Origin of the sequence: Pseudonocardia charpentierae, assembly GCF_031845345.1 — a bacterium.
GTDB lineage: Bacteria > Actinomycetota > Actinomycetes > Mycobacteriales > Pseudonocardiaceae > Pseudonocardia > Pseudonocardia charpentierae.
Genome location: NZ_JAVREJ010000001.1, coordinates 558,636 through 581,083 on the forward strand (window position 1 = coordinate 558,636; position 22,448 = coordinate 581,083).

The following is a 22,448-nucleotide window of genomic DNA, read 5'->3' on the forward strand; positions in this document are numbered from 1 at the left end:
CGTGGCGCAGGCCCAGATCAGCAACGCCTTCACGATCACCGTCGACGGCACGCCGCTGCCCGCCGACCTGGAGCCCCTGCTGGTCTCCGCGGACGTCGACGACAGCCTGAACCTGCCGGACCTGGTGATCCTCCGCTTCCGCGATGCCGAGCGCACCGTGCTCGCCAAGGCCAACATCAAGATCGGCGCGAAGCTCGTGGTCGCGGCCACCAGCAAGGCGTCGACGACGCCGGAGCCATTGATCACCGCCGAGGTCACGGCGCTGGAGGCGGAGTTCGACGCGACCGGCACCTTCACCGTCGTCCGCGGGTACGACCCCGCGCACCGGCTCTTCCGCGGCCGCCGGACCGAGACCTACACGCAGGTCACCGCATCCGACGTCGCCAAGAAGGTCGCGCAGCGGGCCGGGCTCACGCTCGGCACGGTCGACTCGACGTCGACGGTCTTCGACCACGTCAGCCAGGGCGGCGTGTCGGACTGGGAGTTCATCGACGGGCTGGCCCGCGAGATCGGGCACGAGGTGGCGGTGAAGGACGGGAAGTTCGAGTTCCGCGCACCCAAGCCCGCGCAGGACGCACCCGCGCCCGGCGGCGAGCCGTCGGATCCGCTGCTGCTGCGCCAGGGCAGCGACCTGGTGCGCTTCCGTTCGGTCGTCACCTCCGCGGAGCAGGTCAAGGAGGTGCAGGTCCGGGGCTGGGACGTCGCCCGCAAGCAGGCGCTGATCGGCACCGCACCGGCGAAGACCCGCTCGGCCCAGCTCTCCGGCCCGGGCGTCGCCCCGCCGGATCTGGCCAAGACCTTCGGCGACCCGGTGTACGTCGCCACGGATGTGCCCTACCGCGGCCAGTCGGAGGTCGACGCCGCGGCGAAGGCCCTCTCGGAGCAGATCGCGGGCGCGTCGGCCGAGTTCGAGGGCACCGCCCGGGGCAACCCGAAGATCCGCGCCGGGACCGCGATCGCGATCGACAACCTCGGAGCGCCGTTCGACGGCAAGTACGTGGTGACCTCGTCGCGGCACACCTACGACCAGTCCACCGGCTACGCCACGCACTTCGCGGTCACGGGCCGCCAGGAGCGGTCGCTGTTCGGGCTCGCGTCCGGCTCGGGCTCCCGGCGGGCGATGACCGGTGTGTCGATCGCGCAGGTCAGCGACGCACGCGACCCCCAACACCAGGGCCGGGTGAAGCTGACGTTCCCCTGGCTGTCCGACGACTACGTCAGCGACTGGGCGCGCACCGTGCACACCGGCGCGGGCAAGGACCGGGGCTTCTTCGTGCTGCCCGAGGTCGGCGACGAGGTGCTGGTGGCCTTCGAGCAGGGCGACGTCCGCAGGCCCTACGTCGTGGGCGGGCTGTTTAACGGCGTCGACACCCCCAAGCCCGGCCCGATCGACGACGTCGACGGCGGTTCCGGCGCCATCAACCGGCGATCGCTGGTGTCGCGCTTGGGCCACCGGATCGACCTGCTCGACCAGGACGGCCGCAAGGAGGGCATCGCGCTCGCGACCGCCGACGGCAAGCACACGTTCACCCTCGACGCCACGGGCAGCAGCGTCACCCTGCACAGCGACGGCAGCGTGACGATCGAGGCGAAGAACGGCGTCACGGTCGACGCGGGCACCAGCAGCCTGAAGCTCACGGGCGGCGACGTCTCGATCACGGCCACCACCGGGCTCACGCTGGACGGCGGGCCCTCGGTGAAGGTGAACGCGAGCGGCCAGGTGGCCGTGAGCGGCGCCATGATCCGACTGAACTGAGGGAGAAGACGATGCCACCGGCAGCGCGTGTGGGTGACCCGACCGGGCACCCGGGCGTCATCGGGCCCCCCGGCGTCCCGACCGTGCTCATCGGCGGCATGCCGGCGGCCACCGTCGGCACGCCGCACATCTGCTCGTTCCCGCCGCCCGCGGTGCACCCGCCGTCGGCGATCGTCCCGCCGGGCTCGACGTCCGTGCTGATCGGCGGCCTGCCCGCGGCGCGGGTGGGCGACATGGCCGCGTGCAGCGCACCGATCATCGTAGGTGCCCCGACCGTGCTGATCGGAGGCTGACATGGGGATGGAGTTCGTCGGCGCGGGGATCGCCTTCCCGATGCGGACCGACGCGATCGGCGGTGTGGCGCTCGTCGCCCGTGAGCGGGAGATCCAGGAGGCGATCCGGCTGATCCTCGGCACGAGCCCGGGCGAGCGGCCGATGCGCCCGGAGTTCGGGTGCCGGATCTCCGAGCACGTGTTCTCCCCGGCCAACGCCACGACGGCCGGGCAGCTGTCCTACGACGTGCGGGTGGCGCTCGACCGGTGGGAGCCGCGGATCGACGTCGACGACGTCTCGGTGTCCTTCGACGCCGCCGACTCGGGCGTGCTCTACATCGACATCACCTACCGCATCCGCGGCACCAACGACCCGCGCAACCTGGTCTTCCCCTTCTATGTCATCCCGCAGCACGATCCTGTGCAGTTCCAGGTCGACGCGCTGCCGGACGGGAGCTGACGTGGTCCTGCCCGCCCCTCACCTCGACGACCGCGACTTCCAGTCGCTCGTCGACGACGCCAAGCGCCTGGTGCAGCAGCGCTCGCCCGACTGGACCGACCACAACGTCAGCGACCCGGGCGTCACGCTGATCGAGGCGTTCGCGCAGATGGTGGACCAGCTGATCTACCGGCTGAACCGGGTCCCGGACCGCCACTACGTCAAGTTCCTCGAGCTGATCGGCCTGCAGCTCTACCCGTCGACCGCCGCGCGCGGCACCGCGACGTTCTGGCTCGCCGCCGCGCAGCCCGCCACCGTGCTCGTCCGTGCCGAGACCGAGGTGGCCACGCCGCGCACCGAGGTCGACGAGCCCGTGGTGTTCAGCACGGTCGCGGACCTGCCGATCGTGCCGTGCTCGTTCAGCAACTTCGCCGCGGTCACCAGCGACGGGGCGATCACCGACCACACCCGGCTCCTGGCCGAGGGCGCCGACGCCCCGGCGTTCTCGACGGTGCCGGTGCCCGGAGAGACGATGCTGATCGGGCTGTCCGCGGCCGTCCCGTCGTGTGCGGTGCTGCTGCGGATCAACTGCCCCGTCGGCGGCATCGGCATCGACCCGCGCAACCCGCCGCTGGCGTGGGAGGCGTGGAACGGCTCCGGCTGGAGCGCCTGCGAGGTCGACCGCGACGAGACAGGCGGGCTGAACAAGGCCGGCGACGTCGTCCTGCACGTGCCGGGGACCCACGAGCAGTCGGTGAACGCCCGGCAGCGCGCGGGCTGGCTGCGGTGCCGCGTGCTGCCGCCGGACGGCGTGACCCCCGCGTACACGCGCAGCCCGCGGATCTCGGGCGTCCAGGCGATGACGATCGGCGGCACGGCCGGGATCGCCCATGCGGAGACCGTTCGCGACGAGTCGCTGGGCACCTCGGACGGCGCGCCCGGCCAGCGGTTCACGCTGCAGCGCCACCCCGTGGTGCCGTGGACCGAGACGAGCGTCCTGCAGGTCACCGATCCCGGGGCCCCGTCGCCGACGTCGTGGGTGGCGGTGCGTGACTTCGCCCACTCGGGCCCCGACGACCGGCACTACCGGCTCGACCCGGTCGCAGGCGAGGTCCAGTTCGGCCCCGAGGTGCGCCACGCCGACGGGGAGCTGCGGCAGTACGGCGCCGTGCCGCCGCTCGGATCGCGGCTGGTGATGACGGCGTACCGGGTCGGTGGGGGGCGCCGCGGCAACGTGGCGCGCGGGGTGGTCCGGGTGCTCAAGTCGAGCGTCCCGTACGTCACCCAGGTCGAGAACCGGCACCCGGCGTCGGGCGGGGTGGACGGCGAGACGATGGACAACGCCAAGCTGCGTGGGCCGCTGGAGCTGCGGGCCAGTGGCCGGGCGGTGACGGCCGACGACTTCGAGGTGCTGGCCCGCGACGTGGCCCCGGACGCCGCCCGGGTGGCCTGCCTGCCGGCCACGACGACCGGGGCGGCGCCGGCGGGGACGGCGGGGCTGCCCGGCGCGGTGCGGCTGCTCGTCGTGCCCCGGGTCGTGACCGACGACCTGGGCCGGATCGCGTTCGACGACCTGCGCACCCCGCCGCGGGAGCTGCTGCGGCGGATCAGCGACCACCTGGACCGGCGACGTCTCGTCGGCACCCGCCTGGTCGTCGAACCGCCGGTGTACCAGGGCGTGACGGTCGTGGCGCGGGTGACGGCAGGCCCGGACGTCCGGGCGGACGCCGTCCAGGACGCGGCGCTGCGGGCGCTGTACGCGTACCTGTCCCCGCAGGACGGCGGGCCGGACGGCAAGGGCTGGCCGTTCGGGCGCGCCGTGCGGGCGTTCGACGTCTCGGCGGTGCTCGCGCGCGTCCCGGGCCTGGCCGAGGTCGACGACCTGCTGCTGTTCCCGGCCGACCCGGCGTCGGGCAACCGCGGCGCCCCGGTGGCGCGGGTCGACGTCGCACCCGGCGCGCTCGTGTACTCCTACCAGCATCAGGTGCGGGTCCAGGGATGACCGTGCCCGCCGTCCGGCCCACCCCGCACCCGCTCGGCGCGACCCTGCCCGCGCTCTACCTCGACGACGTGTTCGCGCAGAACCTGTGTGCGAGCCTCGACGAGGTGCTGGCGCCGGTGATCGGCGTACTCGACTGCTTCCCGGCCTATCTGGACCCACGCACCGCGCCGCCGGACATGCTCGACTGGCTCGCGAGCTGGACGGGGCTGCTCGCCGCGCGGAAGCTTCCGGTGGCGCGGCGGCGCCGGCTCGTCGCGCGGGCGGCGGCCCTGCACGCGTGGCGGGGCACCCCGGACGCCGTGCGCGAGCTCGTAGAACTCGCCTGCAACCGGCCCGTCGAGCTGCAGGAGTCGGGCGGGACGGGCTGGTCGGTCAACCCCGGCACGCCGCTGCCCGGCTCGGACCAGCCCGGCCTGGTGGTGCGGGTGCGGACGAACGGCGTCCTCGACCGCCGCGACGCCGGCGACGAGCCGGACGACGCCGACGGCCCCGTCGACGCCGACCTGCTCCAGCGCATGCTGGACCTCTTCGTCCCCGCCCACCTCCCGGCCCGCGTCGAGCTCGTCTGATCTGACCCACCCCGAGCTGCCGGCCCGCCGGTGTACGCGCGAGTCGGCACGTTCGACAGCCCGAATGTGTGGTTGCGACGGCGCCGCAACCCGCCATTCGCCTGACCGACGTGCCGACTCGCGCTGACGAACTCGCGGACTGGGGCTGACGAAGTCGCGGACTCGCGCTGACGAACGTGCCGACTCGCGGGGTGGGGGAGCAGCTCAGCTGGGGACGGTGCGGGACTCGCGGGACTCGCGGTACTCGCGGTCCGCGGGTTCCAGGGGTTCCACGCCGAGTTCGGCCAGCATCTGCGCGTGCTCCAGGGCCGCGGCCTGCGCCGCCGCGGGGTTGCCCGCGCGCGTGTGCAGGTCGATCAGGAGGCGCCAGGCGTCGTCGGAGTAGGCGTCGAGCCGCAGGCCGGCCCGGACGGCGTCGACGGCCTCGGGGAACTCGCCGTCGTCGCCGAGCCGCTTGCCCAGCGCGCCCCAGGCACCCGCGGCAGCGAACCGCAGCCGGTCGCGCTCGGCGACCACCCACTCGGCCGTGCCCTCCTCGGGCAGCAGGTCGCCGCCGTAGTGCCCGACCGCCGCCGCCAGCGCCACCCGCTCACCGACGTGGTCGCCGTCGTGCCGCCGCGCGCGGGCGTCGGTCAGGCGCGTGTCGAAGTCGCGGACGTCGCTGCGGCTGCCGGGCGGCAACTGCAGGCAGTAGCTCTCCCCGTTGCGCGCCAGCAGGGTGGGCCGGCCGCGGGTCCGCCCGCCGAGCACGTTGCGCAGGCTGGAGACCGCCACCTGCAGGCTGCGCAGCGCCGACTCCTCGTCGACGTCCGGCCACAGGCTCGCCACGAGCACGTCGCGGTGCACGGCGTTCCCTGCCCGCAGGGCGAGCAGCCGCAGGGTCGACCGGGCGCGCGGCCGCACCGTCGACAGGTCCACCACCTCGCCGTCGATCGCGATCTCGGTGCGGCCGAGCAGGTGCAGCGTGACCGGGGCGACCCGGTCCGGCGGCACGGCGGCGACCCGGGGTCGCGGGACGGCGTGCGTCACCGTCCCCGCCGCCCAGGCCTCCACCACTCCCGGGACATCCCGCAGCCCCATCGCCCGGGCCCGCGCGACGGCGGTGCCGTAGCCGACCGGGGTCGCGGGCGACAGCGCCGCAGCCAGGCACGCCGCCCACTGCGCAGGCACCGGTGCGCCCAGCTCGGTGAACCGGGTCGCGGCGTCGCGCAACGGCCCCGCGGCGCGGCCGCCCAGCCCACCGACGAACGACACGACGGCGGTGCCCCACGGGTCGCACGGTTCGACGGCCGGGCCCGACCCGGGAGCGTCGATCGCCAGCAGCGCGCGCCCGATGCGGGAGAGCCACGGCCAGCCCCCCACCTCGGCGTCCAGCATGAGCGCCTCGAGGTCGGCGCCCGGGTCGTCGACGCCGACGGCGCCTCCGGACAGCAGGCGCACGACCCGGATCACGCAGGCTGCGGGGGCGACCACGCCGACGTCGGCATCGGGATGGTCGGCGGCCTCGCGGAGCAGCACCACGGCCGCGCCCAGGTCGCCGGCGAGCAGCGCCACGATCCCGGCGGCCAGCCGCCCTTCGGCACCGGGCAGGTCGAGCGCCGTCGACAGGAGCGCGCGCGGGCTGCGCTGGGTCGCCGCTCGGATCGTCGCCGCCCAGGTGCGTGCCACCGGGTCCGCGTCGGGCAGCCACAGCGCCGCGGTGCGTGCCTCCTCCAGGCAACGGGTGGCGAGCTGGCTGTCCTCGGCGGCGGCATGGGCGAGCCGGAACGCCGCCACGGCCTCGGTGAGCGCACCCTGTGCCGCGAGCCGCCGCGCCCGGGCGAGGAGCAGCCACGGGTCGGTGGCCACGAGGCCGTGCGGCAGCATGCCCTCCAACGACCCCAGCGGTCCGGCGACGACCTCCGCACCGCGGCGCTGCAGCAGTTGCTCGACCGCCGCCCAGTCCTCGGCGCGCACGTAGGCGCGGAACGCCGCCGGCACCTCGCCCGCGTCGAGCAGCAGCTCCGCGGCCCGGCCGTACCAGTCGCGCGTGGCGGACGGCCCGAGGTGTTCGGTCAGCTCCAGCTCGAGGTGGTCGAGCAGCACCTGGTGATAGCGGAACTGGTGGCCGTCGTCCGGTGTGGTCGTGAACAGCCGGCGCTGCTCCAACTCCTCGAGCACGGCCTGGCTGCCGACGGCGTCGAGCAGCCCGTCGCACAACGTGCCGGTCAGCACCCCGAGCGCGCTCGTGCGGCGCAGGAACTCGCGCAGCTCGGCGGGCAGGTCGCCGAGCACCTCGCGCACGAGGTAGGAGCGCACCAGCCGCGACCCGCGGGACAGGTCGGCCAGCGCGCGCCGCCGCTGCGCCGGTGGGCGGCCCTCGGTCAGCAGGTGGAACATCGCGAGCCCGGCCGCCCACCCGGCGGTGCGCTGCGACAGCGTCGCGGCGTCCTCCGGCGGCAGCGGCTGGTGGTAGACCTCGCGGAACAGCCGCTCGACCTCCCACGAGCGGAACCGCAGGTCGTCGGCGTCGACGACGTGCACCGCGCCGTAGACCCGCAACGCCGGCACGTCCAGCCCGACGACCCGGCGCGCGCCGAGCACCACGCGCAGCGTCGGGGGCGCGAGCGCGATCATCCGCACCAGCCCCTGCTCCGCCACCGAGCCCGCGACGGCGTGGAAGTCGTCGAACACGAGCAGCATGTCGCGCCCGGCGGCGTCGAGCGCGGCCGCCACGTCCTCGAACGACCGGCACTCCGCACCGGCCAGGCCGACCCGGCCGAGGGCGCGCCCGATCCGCCCGGCCAGCTGCTGGGGGTCGCGGTCCGCCGCGTCGATCCGGTACCAGACCACCGTGCCGGCGAACCGCGACGCGATCTGGCCGAGCAGCGTGGTCTTGCCATGGCCGGCGGGAGCGAGCACCAGCACGACGCGGTGCGCGGCGAGGTCGAGCAGGCGGCTGCGGGCGAGCCCGGCGGGCGCCGGTGGCGCGAACTTCGCCGAGAGGTCCAGCCGGCCGTCACCCACCCTGCACCCCGCACCTCGAAGTCGGGGGGCACGGCCTGGCGCCGCGCCTGCTCCAGTGTTCCGCACGGGCCGCGCGAAGCGACACAGAACGGCGTCGGAGCGTAGCGCGAGAGCATGCCGCGACGCCACGAGGTCACCCGCGTATTACGCACATGTGCGTACGCCGGTCGAGGTCACGGCGTCGACGTCGGTCCGATGTGGTCGGTCATGGGCTACGCCGCCGCTCCCGTCCGCCTCGTCGGGCCGCTCACGACGCCTAGGCTGGTCGTGTGCAGGCACCCCGGCTCGTCGCCACCGACGTCGACGGCACGTTGCTCGATCCCGACGACCGGGTCACCCCTCGGGCCACCGCGGTCATCGACCGGCTGATCGCGGCCGGCGTCGAGTTCGTGCTGGTCACCGGCCGGCCGCCGCGCTGGATTCCGCCGATCGTGGCGCAGCTCCCCGCCGCCCGCCTCGCGGTCTGCGCGAACGGCGCCGTGCTCTACGACGCCGTCGACGATCGCGTGCTGTGGTCGCGCACCCTCGCCGCCGACACCCTCGTCGAGCTCGCCGAGGCCACGGCGGAGGTGCTGCCCGGCAGCGGGTTGGCGGTCGAGCGGGTGGGGGAGCGGGCCGACGACTCCTCGGTGGAGCTGTTCGTCGCCGAGCCGGACTACGTGCACGCCTGGCCGAACCCGGACCACGCGTCCGTCGAGCGTGCCGCACTGCTCACCGAGCCGGCGATCAAGATGCTGGCCCGGGCGCCGGACCTGTCCAGCGACGCGATGGTGGCCGCACTCACCCCCGTCATCGGGCACCTCGCCGACCTCACGTTCTCCCACCCGCGCGGTCTCGTGGAGATGTCGCCGCCCGGTGTGACGAAAGCGACGGGGCTGGCCGAGGTCGCGCGTGAGCTCGGGGTGGATGCCGCGGACGTCGTCGCCTTCGGCGACATGCCCAACGACCTGGCGATGCTGCTCTGGGCAGGCCACGGAGTCGCCATGGGCAACGCCCACCCCGCCCTGCTCGACGCCGCGGACGAGGTGACGGCGTCGAACGCGGACGACGGCTTCGCCGTGGTGCTCGAGCGCTGGTTCTAGTGCGGTGTGCCCCAGCGGGCCTGACGCCCGGACGGGTGGCCGGTGACGCCGCGTAGCATGGTCGGCCGGCAGCCCGCCCACCCGCCCCACCTGCTCCTGGAGATCCCACCCGTGGCCGTCACCACCGTCCCCGCACCCGTCGACGCGGTCGAGACCGTCGAGCTGCCGGTCGCCCCGGCCGAGGTGCGAGCGCTGTCCGCGGTGCAGCGGCGGCTCGGTAGGAGGCCCGTCGTGGCGACGGCCCGGGGCATGTCGCACTTCGGTGAGCACGCCGGCGGGTGGCTCGCGCTCGGCCTGCTCGGTGCGCTCGTCGACCGATCTCGTCGCCGCGACTGGTTCACCGCCACGGCCGGCGTCGCCGCGGCCCACGGGGCGTCGATCGCCGTGAAGCGCGTGGTGCGCAGGCCCCGCCCGGACGACCCCCGGGTGCAGGTGCTGGTCGGCACCCCGAGCCGGCTCAGCTTCCCGTCCGCGCACGCCACCTCGACCACCGCCGCCGCGGTGCTCTTCGGCGGTCTTCTCGGCCGCAGGCTCACCCTCGCGGTCGTCCCCCCGATGGCACTGTCCCGGCTGGTCCTCGGCGTGCACTACCCCACGGACGTGGCCGCGGGCGCCCTGCTCGGTGCGGGGGTCGCCGCCGCCACCCGCCGCCTGTCCGGAAGGTCCGCACGATGACCGACATCGAGGTCCCCGCCGCGCCGGTCACGCCCGGCCGCAGGCCGTGGGGGGTCGCCCGTGGCGTCCTGAAGACCATGCGCCCGCGGCAGTGGGTGAAGAACGTCCTGGTCTTCGCCGCTCCGTTCGTCGGCGGCGACCTGCTGACGCCGGGGATCATCCCGGACCTGCTGGTCGCGTTCGTGGCGTTCTCGCTGGCGGCGTCGGGGATCTACCTGGTCAACGACGCGAAGGACGTCGACGCGGACCGCGCGCACCCGACCAAGCGGTTCCGGCCGATCGCGGCCGGGGTGGTCGCGCCGCGGCTGGCGATCGGGGTGGCCGTGGTGCTGCTCGTCGCGTCGGTGGCGGTGAGCCTGCTCGCATCGGTGCCGCTGGTGGTGGTGCTGGCGGTCTACGTCGTGGTGCAGCTGGCGTACTGCTTCTGGCTCAAGCACCAGGCCGTGCTCGACATCTGCATCGTCGCGTCGGGGTTCCTGCTGCGCGCGATCGCGGGTGGCGCGGCCACCGGGATCCTGCTGTCGCAGTGGTTCCTGCTGGTGGCGGGCTTCGGGTCGCTGTTCATGGTCGCGGGCAAGCGGTACGCCGAGATGATGCTGGCTGAGCGGACGGGCGCGAAGATCCGCAGGGCGCTGGAGAACTACACGGCGAGCTATCTGCGGTTCGTGTGGGCGCTCTCGGCGACGGTGTTGATCACTGCGTACTGCCTGTGGGCGTTCGACATCGGCGAGGAGCAGCACAACCACACCTGGTCGGTGATCTCGATCGTGCCGTTCGTGATCGCGGTGCTGCGCTACGCCGTCGACGTCGACTCGGGCAACGGCGGCGAGCCCGAGGAGATCGCGCTGGGCGACCGCGTTCTGCAGGTGCTGGCATTGCTCTGGGTGGGCACGCTGACGCTGGCCGTCTACGCGGGGGTCGTCGGTATCTGAGCACCCGCTACCCTCGGTGGTCGTGTACGAGGGATACGACCTGGTCGTCGTCGGCTCCGGTTTCTTCGGGCTGACCATCGCCGAGCGCGCGGCGAACGAGCTCGACAAGCGCGTGCTCGTGCTGGAGCGCCGGTCGCACATCGGCGGCAACGCCTACTCCGAGCCCGAACCCGAGACCGGGATCGAGATCCACCGCTACGGCGCCCACCTGTTCCACACCAGCAACACGCGTGTGTGGGAGTACGTGAACCGGTTCACCGAGTTCACGGGCTACCAGCACCGGGTGTTCGCCCGGGTCGGCGAGCAGGTCTACGCGTTCCCGATGAACCTGGCGCTGATCAACCAGTTCTTCGGGCGCAGCCACACCCCGGACGAGGCCCGCGCCCTGATCGCCGAGCAGGCCGCCGAGGTCGACACAGCGGCGGCACGCAACCTCGAGGAGAAGGCGATCTCGCTGATCGGCCGCCCGCTCTACGAGGCGTTCGTCAAGGGCTACACGGCCAAGCAGTGGCAGACGGACCCGCGCGAGCTCGACGCGGCGATCATCACGCGGCTGCCCGTCCGCTACACCTTCGACAACCGCTACTTCAGCGACACCTACGAGGGCCTGCCCGTCGACGGCTACACCGCGTGGCTCGAGAAGATGGCGGACCACCCGAACATCGAGGTGCGCCTGGACGTCGACTACTTCGACGTCCGCGCGGAGATCCCGGCCGGCACGCCGACGGTCTTCACCGGCCCGCTCGACCGGTACTTCGACTACGCCGAGGGCGAGCTGGGGTGGCGGACCCTCGACTTCGACATGGAGGTCGTGCCGACGGGCGACTTCCAGGGCACCTCGGTGGTGAACTACAACGACGCGGACGTGCCCTTCACCCGCATCCACGAGTTCCGCCACATGCACCCCGAGCGCGACTACTACCCGAAGGACAAGACGGTGGTCGTCCGCGAGTACTCCCGCTTCGCCGAGTCCGGCGACGAGCCGTACTACCCCATCAACACGGCCGAGGACCGGGCAACGCTCAAGCGCTACCGCGAGCTGGCCCGCAAGGAGACGGCGAACGCGAACGTGCTGTTCGGCGGCCGGTTAGGCACGTACAAGTACCTCGACATGCACATGGCGATCGGCTCGGCGTTGACGATGTTCGACAACCGCATCGCGCCGTACTTCACCGCGGGCAAGGCCCTGTCGGGCTCGGAGACGGTGGAGGACTGACGATGTCGAGCCTTCTCCAGCGGGTGATCCTGCCCCGCTCCGGCGACCCGATGAGCGTCCGTGCGCTCTACATGGACGAGCGCACGGGCATCGCGCTGGCGTCGGTCCCCGCGGTGCCGGGCGCCATCATGCCGACGTCGGTGCACCTCGAGGGGTCGGCCGTCACCGGGAGGCGGCTGCGGGTCACGTCGCGGACCTCGGCGAGCCTGCCGGAGCAGAGCGAGGTGTCGTTCGGGGCGTACTTCAACGCCTTCGCCGCCGGCTACTGGCGGCACTGGACGGCGCTCACCGAGATCCGGCTGAAGCTCCGGCTGGAGGGCAGCGGGCGCGTCGACGTCTACCGCACGAAGGCCGACGGCGCGCGGATCCACGAGCGCGGCGTGGTGCTCGGCAGCCGCGGTGTGCACGAGGTCGACGTCGCGCTCGACCTGCGCCCGTTCGAGGACGGCGGCTGGTTCTGGTTCGACCTCACCACGGACGACGACGCGCTGGTCCTGCACGAGGGCGGCTGGCACGCGCCCGTCGAGGCCCCCGGCAAGGCCGCCGTGACGATCGGCATGCCGACGTTCAACCGGCCCGCCGACTGCGTCGCGACCCTCACCGCGATCGGCGAGGACCCGCTGGTGCTCGCGGCCGTTCACCAGGTGATCCTGCCGGACCAGGGCACCCGCAAGGTGCGCGACGAGCCCGGGTTCGCCGCGGCCGAGGCCGCGCTCGGCGGCCGGCTGCGGATCATCGACCAGCCCAACCTCGGCGGCTCGGGCGGCTACGCCCGGGTGATGTACGAGGCGCTGGCGACGCCCGAGACCCAGCAGATCCTTTTCATGGACGACGACATCCTGCTGGAGCCCGACTCGGTGCTCCGTGCCGTCGCGTTCTCGCGGTACGCGCGTGAGCCGATGCTCGTCGGCGGGCAGATGCTGTCGCTGCAGGCCCGCTCGCAGCTCTCGACCATGGGCGAGGTCGTCGACCGGCACAAGTTCCTCTGGCGCAACGCCCCGCAGACCGAGCCGCACCACGACCTGGCCGAGCGCACGCTGCGCACCACGCCGTGGCTGCACCGGCGGGTGGACGTCGACTACAACGCCTGGTGGATGTGCCTGATCCCCCGGGTCGTCGCCGAAGACCTCGGGCTGCCGCTGCCGCTGTTCATCAAGTGGGACGACGCCGAGTACGGGCTGCGCGCGCGGGGCCGGGGCTACCGGACGGCGACGGTGCCGGGCATCGCGATCTGGCACATGTCGTTCCTGGAGAAGGACGACACCAGCGACTGGCAGGCCTACTTCCACTACCGGAACCGGCTGGTCGCGGCGGCGATGCACGGGCCGGACGACCCGAAGGCGCTGCTCACCGACATCCTCAAGCGCACCGTCCGGCACCTGATGCTCATGGAGTACTCGGCCGTGGCGCTGCAGCACATGGCGCTGCGCGACTTCCTGGCCGGCCCGGAGGCGCTGTTCCCGAGCCTGCCGGTGGTGCTGGGCAAGGTCCGGGCGACGAGGGCGGAGTACGACGACGGGCGCCCGCTCGACTCGGCGACCGACGTGCCGCCGAGCAGCCTGGACGCGCTCGCGGCCCAGGCCTTCCCGGTGCCGCCCACCAGCAAGGTGGCGATCCTCAGGACGCTGGCCCGCAGTGTGGTGCGGAACCTGAAGACGCCCGACCCCGCGCACCACGACGTGCCGCAGCGGAACGTGTCGTCGCGGCAGGCCCAGTGGTTCGTGCTGTCCCAGGTGGACTCGGCGACGGTCTCCACCCCGGACGGTCGTGGCGTCACCTTCCGCCGCCGCGACCCCGCGCTGTTCCGGGCCCAGCTGAAGACCGCGGCGCAGCTGCTGGGCACGGCGGCCCGCGAGTGGCCGACGCTGCGCCGCCGCTACCGCGAGGCGGCCCCGCACCTGACGAGTCGCGAGGGCTGGAAGCAGATCTTCGAGAGCTGAGCGCGCCGGCTTGGCTCAGCATGGTGGCTTTGCTGCGGTCGGAGTGCAGCAAAGCCACCATGCTGCACTCCCCGAACCCCCGGCCTACTCAGCCGTCGGCGTCCAGCCCGTACAGCCGCGCCCAGTTCTCCCGGCTCGTCAGCGTGCCCATCTCCGCCCGGTACTGCGCCGCGACCTTCGGGCCGTCGGTCGCCAGCCGGGCCAGCGACCGGGCACCCCGCTTGGCCAGCGCCACCGCCCGCGTCCGGTCGCGGGTGCGCACCCGCATGCCGAGCTCCGACATGTCCGTCACCAGCGCGCGCCGGAACGTCGACACGTGCCACCAGTGCGCGTCGCCGGCGACGACCATGCCCGTGGGGTGCACCGCGCGGTCCGTCAGGTGGTACGCGACCCGCTTGAGCCAGGTCAGCACCTCGTGCCCCGGCTCGTTGGGCGCCCGGACGACCTGCATCTCGCGGAAGTCGCCCTCGACGGACGTGATCGGGCGCATCCTCGTCTCGGGGTACTCGGCCCGGATCCGCCGGATCTCCGCCGCCGCGGCGGCCGATCCATCACGCAGCACCGACGGCCCGTCGAGGAAGTCGTCGACGGCCTGGATCAGAGTCGCGGCCAGCCCGTACTGCATCGCCACGAGGTACTGCCCGAGCAGCGTGCCCAGCCTCCGGCCGATCCGCCGCACCGAGAACGGCGTGTGCAGCGCCGCGGTGATCAGCCCGTTGCGCATGTTGAAGTACCGGTGCCACTCGTCCCAGTCCTTCCACCCGAAGTCGGCGTGCCACACGCCGGCTCCGGGCAACGCCACCGTGGGGAAGCCGTGGGCGCGGGCGCGGTAGCCGTACTCGATGTCGTCCCACTGGAAGAACAGCGGCAGCGGGTAGCCGATCGCGCGGACCACCGCGGCGGGGATCAGGCAGGCCCACCAGCCGTTGTACTCGGTGTCGATGCGCTGGTCCTGGACCGTCGGTAGATCGCGGTCGTCGTGCCCGAGCAGGTACGCCTCCTTGAGCGCCCCCGGCACCGCGCGCCCCACCCGCAGGCTCTCGGGCTCGGCGTACTCGGCGCTGATGTGCAGGTGCGCCGGGTGCAGCAGGTTGAGCATCTGGCCGCCGACGAACGTCGGATGTGTCGTGCACGTCGCGAACGCCGTGAGCCGGATCAGGATCTCGGGTTCGAGCAGCACGTCGTCGTCCATGAGCAGGACGTCGTGGTCGTCGGCCGGATCGCCCGCCGTGGCGTCGAACATGCCGCGGGTGAAACCGCCCGCGCCGCCGAGGTTGGGCTGGCGCACGTACCGCAGCCGCGGGCCGAGCCGCTCGCCGACCGCGGCGAACCGCGGGCGCGACTCGAGCGGGTCGCTGCCCTGGTCCACCACGACGACCGACTCGACGGCCTCGCCCGCACCGGGGTCGTCCGCCATCGCGGCGAGGGTGTTCAGGCAGTCGTCGACGCGGTTGTAGGTGCAGATCACCACCGACGTCGGTCGTTGCGGGCGCGGCGCGACCACGCTCCACCGGACGTCCTCGACGGTCATCGGGGCCGACTCGGTGGTCAGCTCCAGCCAGAGGCCCCCGCCGTCGACGAACCGGTCGATCAGCGTGACCAGCCGCACCGTCAGCCCGTCGGCGTCGGCGACGTCCTCGGCGGCGACGATCCGCCACACCTTGTTCGCGTCCGACGCCATCAGCCGCACCCGGCCGGTGCCGCTGACGCGTGCGGTCACCTCGACCTCGCCGACCGCCGTCCACCGCTGCCAGTACGTGGCGTGGAAGCGTCCCCAGTAGGTGTTCGTCCCGACGGCGCTGTGCGGGTCGAGGACCACACGGTGCCGCTCGCGGCGCGCCCCGCCGCGGCTGACGACCGCGTAGAGGTCTTCGGGGACCAGCGCCGACGGGCCGAAGAACAACCCTCGTTGGACGACCAGCCGCGTCGGCGCCGAGGGCTCGTCGGGGACGGCCGGTGCAACGCCGGCGGGCTCGACGGTCTCGGTGCGGTGCGGGCGTGCTGCCATACGGTGCGGCCGTCCTCCGGTCGAGGGTCCACCGGTCGGGGTCCCGGAACCCCATTCTGGGACATACCGGTCGCTCGGACGACCCCGCCCGGCCGGTCCCGATCAACTGTTCTCGATCAACTGCTCTCGATCAACTGGGGCACGCGGAGGTGACCGGGATCGGGCAGGTCCCCGGCGTCGCGCACGCGGACGGTCGGGGTGAGCGTGCGCAGCGGCTCGACCGGCTCCCAGCGGTAGAGCTGCACGCCGTCGCGGGTCGGGTCGTCGCGCAGGTAGGTGGGCATGCGGCGCTGCGTCACCAGCAGCCGCGACCCGGCGAACGGCCCGCCGAGCCCGGGCGTGTAGGTGATCGCCGCCGAGGGGTCGTCCGCGGGAGGCGCGACGCGCCACTGCGGGAGGCCCGCGGTGCCGGGCGGGAGCGGCTCGGGGGTCAGGCACGGGAAGACGAATGCGACGGGCCAGTCGAGGATCGCGCGGGTGCCACGCGGCAGCACCTGGATCATCGGGGTGAGGACGGGGGCCCGGGGGAGCGAGGCGGCGGCCGTCCCGTCGACGGCCGCGGCCACGGTCAGCCGGACGGCGTCGGCCCCGGCCGGGACGATCAGGCGCCGGTCCGTGGGCGCACCGTCGGGGGCGAGTCCCGGACCGGTCAACGGGAGCGTGGCGAGCACCTCGGTGCCCCGCGCGAACTCCGCGTCGAGCAGGTCGCCCGCCCGCGGCACGCCGCTGACGGTCACGACCACCGGCAGCGCACCGGCGCGTTGCCGGTCGTCGAGGGCGAACCACGGGCTCTGGCCCGCGCCGGCCACCGCGACACCGGGCAGCGTCGTGCCGCCCGCGTCGACGGTGGTCGGCCGGGTCGGCTGCGCGGCGGCGGGTTGCGCGTCGACCGCGAGGACCCCGGCAGCGGGGTCGATCTCGACCTGCAGCACGGACTGCAGCCCGCACGGGTCGCCCTGCGCAGTGGCCAGCGCGTCCGCGGCGGGGGTGTAGCCGTGCTGCCGGACCGCGATCCGGGCGAGGCTCAGCACCTGCAGCGCCAGCACCGCGACGAGCACGACGGCGACGGGCACGGCCGGCGCGAGTCTTGCGTCCCGGTACAGGAGTTCTGCATCTCGGTACGTGCTCTGCCGCCACACGGACCGCGCCAGCAGCAGCGCGACGACGACGCCACCGACCGCGAGCACGATCGTCGCGATCGGCACGGTGCCGACGAGCGGCGGGACCGTGCTGAACGTCGGCGTGTACCAGCCCGACACGAACGGCCACATGTTCTGCCCGGCGAGCACCAACCCGCACACGACCGCCGCCCCGGCGAGCCCGGCGGTCCGCCGCTGCCGCGCGGTGACGGGGTCGCGCAGCGCCGTGAGGGCGCGGCGGCCGAAGACGACCAGGCCCAGCGTCAGCACCGCCGTGCCCAACCCGGTCAGGGCGCCGAAGTGCTGCGTCCACTTCGTCGGGCTGACCATCAGCGCGACGGCCGAGAGCCCGAGCGTCACGAGCAGTCGACGGGCCGGTCCTGCGGCGACGCCGGAATGCTGCCGACCGGCGAGCACCCACGTCACACCGGCGACGGCCAGCAGCGTGACCAGCACGGCGGCGCGCCGCCCGATCGCCCCCTGCACGTCGTCCGGGGCCAGCAGCAGCGCGTACCGCTCGAACTCCTCGTACCAGGGCCGACCGCCGCCGATCCGCCCCCGCACCCGCACGGCCTCGGCGAGCGCGGCCGCTCCCTGGTCGGCGGCCATCAGCAGCAGCGCGGACGCCGCGGCGGCGAGCAGGGCGGCGACGAGAGGCGCGGCACGCCACGCGCCCGGCATGTGCAGGTCCGTGCGTGCCCGCAACCCGCGAAGCAGCGGCACCGCCGCGGCGAGCACCGGCGCTACGGCCATCAACCCGCCCGGCGTGAGGGCCGTCGTGGCTCCGGCCACGGTCAGCGCGACCGCGAGCGGCAGCACGCGCCAGGTGGCCACCGCCCGCTCGACGCCCAGGAGCGCCAGCACCGTCCCGACCGCGACCCACGGCTCGGGCCGCAGGCCCAGGTCGAGGGGCACGAACCAGGTGCCGAACGCCAGCGCCGCGATCCACGGCGTGCCGCGCAGGCGCCCGGCCCGCCCCAGCCGTGGCAGCAGCAGCCGCGACACCAGGAACCAGCACAGCAGCCCGAGCAGCGCCGACGGCAACCGCATCCACGGCGTCGCGGCCGAGATCAGCGACCACCAGTGGTACGGCTCGGAGAACCAGCTGAACGGCGCCTCGGGCGCGTTGAGCCAGCGGTAGACGTTGCCGACGAAACCGTTGTCGCCGCGGCTGCGGACGATTCCGGCGATGTAGCCGTCGTCCACCGTCCCCGATCCGACGACCCACCACACCGCCAGCAGGGTCGTCACCACGGCGTCGACCGGCCGCGGGCGCCACCAGCCGCGGGGCAGCAGCCGCACCGGGGGCAGCGTCCGGTCCGCCGCCCGGAGCAGTGCGAACAACGTCGCCAGGCCCAGCAGACAGAGCACAGCGAGGGCGATCTTCAACGGCGACGGGGTGGTGCTGAACCGGGTGTCGGCGGTCAGGGACAGCGCGAGTCGGGCGTCGGCGGTCGGGGCTTCGGTGAAGACCCCCGCGACGTCGGGACGGACGTCGCCGAGGTGGTTCAGCACGGGGGTGCCGTCGAGGGCGACGACCGTGGCGGCCGCGTTCGAGCCGAGCGAGAGCGTGCAGTCGCCCGGCGGCAGCGCCACGGTGCCCAGGTCCAGGCCCGCACTCGTGACCTGCACCCCCGCGGGCGTGCCGACCAGCACGAGGCCGTCGAGCGGCAGCGCCGTCGGGTCCGGCCGCGGCGGGACCGTCGACAGGAGAAGTCCGGCGGACCGGGCCGCGGTGCAGCTGATGGTCGCCGTGAGCTGCACCGGCTGGTACGGCATGAGCGGCAGGGCGACGGCGGCGCCGTCCGCGGGCGTCCAGGAGTAGGTGATCTCGGGCTGGCGCACCGGGGCGAACGGGAACGCGAGCGCGGCCAGTGCCGTCAGCAGGCCGACGGCGAGCACGAGTCGCGCGCGTCGGCTGTCGCTCCGCGTACCGGCATCGGCGTGGCGCAGCGCCGACCGCGGGGGCGAGAGCACCGACCGACCATAGGGCGGCGGTTCAGCCGCCGGTGCGTGGCCCCGTCGCCGTCGACGCACCGCTCACGGTGCGCTTGTCCTCGGTGAGCGTGTAGCGGTCGCGGCCGAGGTCGCTGCCGAACACGGCCACCTGCACGTCCGGGTCGGCCGGCTCCACGATGGCCAGTTCCAGCACCGACTGCGAGCGCGGGATCTGCGCGAACGCGCCGCCCCGCGAGGCCTGCCACGCACCGTCCGAGAAGCCCGACAGCGCGCCGTTCGCGCCCCACAACACACCGAACGCCGCGGGCTCGGTGATCCCGTTGACGATCCCGGGCTGACGCTGGCAGGGCCAGGCGAACGCCAGCGGCCAGCCGAGCGCGACGGGCGCGGGGCGCGGGAGGAAGTCGGCGAGCGTCTCGGGACGGGCCACGACGGGGGCGGACAACGCCAGCCACCCGTTGACCGTGCTCGACTCGTCGACCCCCACCAGCCGCACCAGATCGGCGCCGGCGGGCGGCTCGAGGGTCAGGGTCCGCCACGACGGGTCGTGCGCGGCGTCGGTGAGCACCTCGGTGCCTGCCGCTTCGACCGCGTCGCCCGAGCGACGGCCGTACTCCGCCGTCAGCCCGACGCCGTCGGACAGGCTGCCCGCGGCGATCACCGTGACCGTGCCCGCGGCGGGGTCCGGCAACCCGTACCAGGAGGTGGTGAGGCGGCCCTGCGTGCTGTCGGCCGACGCGCCGTCGCGGGCCACCAGGCTGCCCCACACCCGGTCTCCGGCGACGCCCTGGGGCCGGTTGCCGGCGTAGAAGCCGCCGTTGTTCACGAAGCCGGTCGCCGACGGCGGCGCGGGCAGCCCCGGCGCCTCCGTGAGCGGCACGGCGGTGAACGGATCGAGCACCTCGGTCCCGGCCGCGGCGGCGCACCGGCTCGCGGTGGGGTCGGCCAGGCTCTGGGCCCACAGCGAGGAACGCGGCACGCCCTGCACCGCGGCCAGCCCGAAGGTGAACACCGTGTAGACCGAGGTGCCGACCAGGGCGATCACCGCGAGGATCGGGACGGCACGCAGCACGTTCAGCCGCGGGTCGCGGGTACCGACCATCCGGGTCGGAACCGTCAGGGCGACCACGACGACGGCCAGGACGAGCAGCCACAGCAGCGGGGAGTCGAGCAGCACGCGCTTGATGGCCGGCGGGAACTCGGGCCGACGCACGCCGTCCAGCCAGGCGTACGGCCACTGGTTGGGGCCGTGCCAGCTCAGCGCGATCGCCAGCACGTACGACCCGGCCGCGGCGGCGACCAGCCCCCACGGCAGTCGCTTCATGTCCAGCACGCTGCGCACCGTCGGCACCGCGAGCGCCAGGAACAGCGCGAGGAACGCGGAGCCGACGCCCGCGAGCGCCCCGAAGTGGTGCGTCCACTTCGACGGGGTGAACCACAGCGCGGCGAACGCCAGCGCCGTCGTGGACGCCGAGAACCACAGCGCCACCGGCAGCGGCACCCGTCGCATCCGGGCCGCCGCGGCGAGCACCGCGAACCACACCAGGCTCACCAGGCACAGCAGCACGGCCATGCGCTTGGCGTAGTTGCCCATCGGGATCTGGGTCAGCAGGAAGTCGTAGCGCTGGATCTCCGTGGCCCAGCTCTCCTGGGCCTGGATCGCGAGGAAGATCCGTTGGCCGCGCAGGAAGTCGCGCAGGCCGCCGTCGACGAACGCCAGCAGCGGCGCGGCCATGCCGCCCGAGGCCACCGCGACCACCCGCAGCGCCGTCGCCGCCCGGTGGCCGGGCACCGCGACCAGGCGCCAGAGCAGCGGGAGCCCGGCGAGCAGCGGGGCGAGCAGGGTGAACCCGGTGGGATGGGCGGCGAAGCCGAGCCCGGCCAGGGCGAACGCGAGCCACGCGACGGCCAGCCGCTCACGGCGCCAGGCCACCAGCACCCCGTGCATCGCCGCGGCGGCGCACACACAGACGACGCCCTCGGGCCGCACCCCCATGTCCTGCGGCAACCACCAGGCCAGGAACGCCGCCGCCAGGATCGCGTGGCAGGCCGACCGCACCCAGGGCCGCTCCGGCGCGATCTCGTCCATCGCGTCGGCCGCGAACCGCCGCAGCAGCAGCCAGGTGAGCAGCCCGAACGCGACGGCGAGCAGCCGCTGCAGCACCGGGGCGTCGCCCACGACGCTCTGCCACCAGCCCAGGACGTAGTAGAACCAGGTGAACGGCGTGAAGTTCTGGTCGTAGAGCTGGTAGTAGTTGCCGACCGCACCGGAGATCCGGGAGTTGCGGGCCATCGCGGCGTAGTAGCCGTCGTCGTCCGTGGCCGGCGCTACGAGCGTCCAGAACGCGATCACGACGGGCACGACGACGTCGACGACCCGCGGCCGGCCGAACCACGACGGTGGCGATTGCCGGGCGACCCCGCGGTCCGCGCGCACCAGCAACGCCGCCGTGGCCAGCAGCATCACCACCAGCAGCCCGATGAGCAGCCGCTTCAGGGGCGCGGGGCTGCTGGTGAACTCGTCGTCGACGGCGAGTGTCACCCGCAACGCGCCCGGGGCGACGGCCGTGGCGGACGTCGTGAGCATGTCGACGCTCGGCAGCAGGGGTGCGGTGGCCCGGGTCAGCTCGGTGCCGTCGCGGGAGACGGTGAGCACGGCGTCGTCCGGGCCGGCCAGCGCCGTGAGGTCCGGCACCGCGGGGTCGAGCGGGTCCGGGGTGGCGCCCTGGTACTTCGGCCGCCCCGAGCTCGTGCCGTTGATCGTGTACGTGCACGCACCGGCGAGCGGATCGTCGACGAGCACCCGGCCCATCGCCCGCACCTGCAGACGGTTGTCCCGGGCCGTGATCACCATGCCCTCGTCCCCGGCGAGGGGCCATTCCGGTTCGACGGTGGCCAGCACGACGCCCGACGGGTCGGCCGCCTGCGCCTGCCGGGCGACCGCGCAGGTGATGGTGGCGTCGAGCGCCAGCGGCCGGTACGCGGTGAGGTTGAGCAGGGTGGACTCCGGCCGGGCCGGGTCCTTGGGCCAGGTCACCGTCGGCTCGTTCACCGACAGCGGCGCGAACGGCAGCGCCAGCGCACACAGCACCGCCACAAGCCCCGTCAGCGCCGCGAGCAGGGTGCGCGGCCGGCTGGGAGGGGTGTCGGTGACCGGTGCCTCCGGGGGCCCGGAAGACGCCCCGGAAGACTCTCCGGGCCCGGACGACTCGGGCCGCTCGGTCTCCGGAGCTGAGGTCACGCGGGCATCATTCCCGGAACCACCGATGCAACGGTGGCCCGGTCCTGGTTCGGCGCGTCACCCCGCAGTGTCCGGTGCACTCCGTCGGGCGAACGGAGCCCGCGACGGCATACTGGGTCGTCGGGGGAGGCCGACGTCCGGCCGCCCGAGGAGGTCGGAGTCCTGGCAAGCACCACCAGGTCGCGGACGCGGTCGCTCGGCCTGGTCGGCCT

Annotated in this window: 14 protein-coding genes; 10 read left to right on the forward strand and 4 right to left on the reverse strand. The window is 73.9% G+C overall.

Features of this window, described 5'->3' with window-relative positions:
- Position 1 precedes the first annotated feature (1 nt).
- The 5 genes from RM445_RS02665 to RM445_RS02685 are packed head-to-tail and all read left to right on the forward strand — an operon-like array spanning position 2 to position 5,038.
- Positions 2 to 1,756 (forward strand): VgrG-related protein, encoded by a 1,755-nt coding sequence (locus RM445_RS02665; protein ID WP_311554319.1) that lies wholly within the window; start codon positions 2 to 4, stop codon positions 1,754 to 1,756.
- A gap of 11 nt (positions 1,757 to 1,767) precedes the next feature.
- Complete coding sequence (locus tag RM445_RS02670) at positions 1,768 to 2,049, forward strand: PAAR domain-containing protein (protein ID WP_311554320.1); 282 nt, start codon at positions 1,768 to 1,770, stop codon at positions 2,047 to 2,049.
- A 7-nt stretch (positions 2,050 to 2,056) separates the two neighbouring features.
- Positions 2,057 to 2,488 carry a GPW/gp25 family protein gene (locus RM445_RS02675; RefSeq protein WP_311554399.1) on the forward strand — a complete coding sequence of 144 codons (432 nt, stop codon included), beginning with the start codon at positions 2,057 to 2,059 and terminating at the stop codon, positions 2,486 to 2,488.
- 1 nt (position 2,489) lies between these two features.
- Positions 2,490 to 4,469: a putative baseplate assembly protein gene (locus RM445_RS02680; protein WP_311554321.1), complete on the forward strand. Its 1,980-nt coding sequence runs from the start codon at positions 2,490 to 2,492 to the stop codon at positions 4,467 to 4,469.
- Entirely contained in the window at positions 4,466 to 5,038 is a 573-nt protein-coding gene (locus RM445_RS02685) for a phage tail protein (protein ID WP_311554322.1), read from the forward strand. The genes RM445_RS02680 and RM445_RS02685 overlap by 4 nt, the downstream gene beginning before the upstream one ends.
- Before the next feature lie 204 nt (positions 5,039 to 5,242).
- Here RM445_RS02685 and RM445_RS02690 read toward each other — a convergent pair whose 3' ends face one another.
- Positions 5,243 to 8,044, reverse strand: coding sequence for a winged helix-turn-helix domain-containing protein (locus RM445_RS02690; RefSeq protein WP_311554324.1), 2,802 nt, complete (start codon positions 8,042 to 8,044; stop codon positions 5,243 to 5,245).
- Positions 8,045 to 8,313: 269 nt separating this feature from the next.
- On the opposite strand from RM445_RS02690, the gene RM445_RS02695 reads away from it, so the two are divergent.
- Genes RM445_RS02695 through RM445_RS02715 form a run of 5 tightly spaced genes read left to right on the forward strand, consistent with a single transcriptional unit; the run spans position 8,314 to position 13,889 of the window.
- Entirely contained in the window at positions 8,314 to 9,126 is an 813-nt protein-coding gene (locus RM445_RS02695; RefSeq protein WP_311554325.1) for an HAD family hydrolase, read from the forward strand.
- A gap of 42 nt (positions 9,127 to 9,168) precedes the next feature.
- Positions 9,169 to 9,801: a phosphatase PAP2 family protein gene (locus RM445_RS02700; protein WP_311554326.1), complete on the forward strand. Its 633-nt coding sequence runs from the start codon at positions 9,169 to 9,171 to the stop codon at positions 9,799 to 9,801.
- On the forward strand, positions 9,798 to 10,733 hold the full coding sequence (locus tag RM445_RS02705; RefSeq protein WP_311554327.1) for a decaprenyl-phosphate phosphoribosyltransferase: 936 nt from the start codon (positions 9,798 to 9,800) through the stop codon (positions 10,731 to 10,733). Before RM445_RS02700 ends, RM445_RS02705 begins: the two co-directional genes overlap by 4 nt.
- 22 nt (positions 10,734 to 10,755) lie before the next feature.
- On the forward strand, positions 10,756 to 11,949 hold the full coding sequence (gene glf, locus RM445_RS02710; RefSeq protein ID WP_397469206.1) for a UDP-galactopyranose mutase: 1,194 nt from the start codon (positions 10,756 to 10,758) through the stop codon (positions 11,947 to 11,949).
- 2 nt (positions 11,950 to 11,951) lie between these two features.
- Positions 11,952 to 13,889, forward strand: coding sequence for a glycosyltransferase (locus RM445_RS02715; protein ID WP_311554329.1), 1,938 nt, complete (start codon positions 11,952 to 11,954; stop codon positions 13,887 to 13,889).
- Positions 13,890 to 13,977: 88 nt separating this feature from the next.
- Here RM445_RS02715 and RM445_RS02720 read toward each other — a convergent pair whose 3' ends face one another.
- The 3 genes from RM445_RS02720 to RM445_RS02730 all read right to left on the reverse strand — a co-directional run bounded on the left by RM445_RS02720 (position 13,978) and on the right by RM445_RS02730 (position 22,236).
- Positions 13,978 to 15,897, reverse strand: coding sequence for a glycosyltransferase (locus tag RM445_RS02720; protein ID WP_311554330.1), 1,920 nt, complete (start codon positions 15,895 to 15,897; stop codon positions 13,978 to 13,980).
- Positions 15,898 to 16,013: 116 nt separating this feature from the next.
- Positions 16,014 to 19,013, reverse strand: a complete 3,000-nt coding sequence (locus tag RM445_RS02725) for an arabinosyltransferase domain-containing protein (protein WP_311554331.1) — start codon at positions 19,011 to 19,013, stop codon at positions 16,014 to 16,016.
- Positions 19,014 to 19,035: 22 nt separating this feature from the next.
- On the reverse strand, positions 19,036 to 22,236 hold the full coding sequence (locus RM445_RS02730; protein ID WP_311554332.1) for an arabinosyltransferase domain-containing protein: 3,201 nt from the start codon (positions 22,234 to 22,236) through the stop codon (positions 19,036 to 19,038).
- Positions 22,237 to 22,448 lie beyond the last annotated feature (212 nt).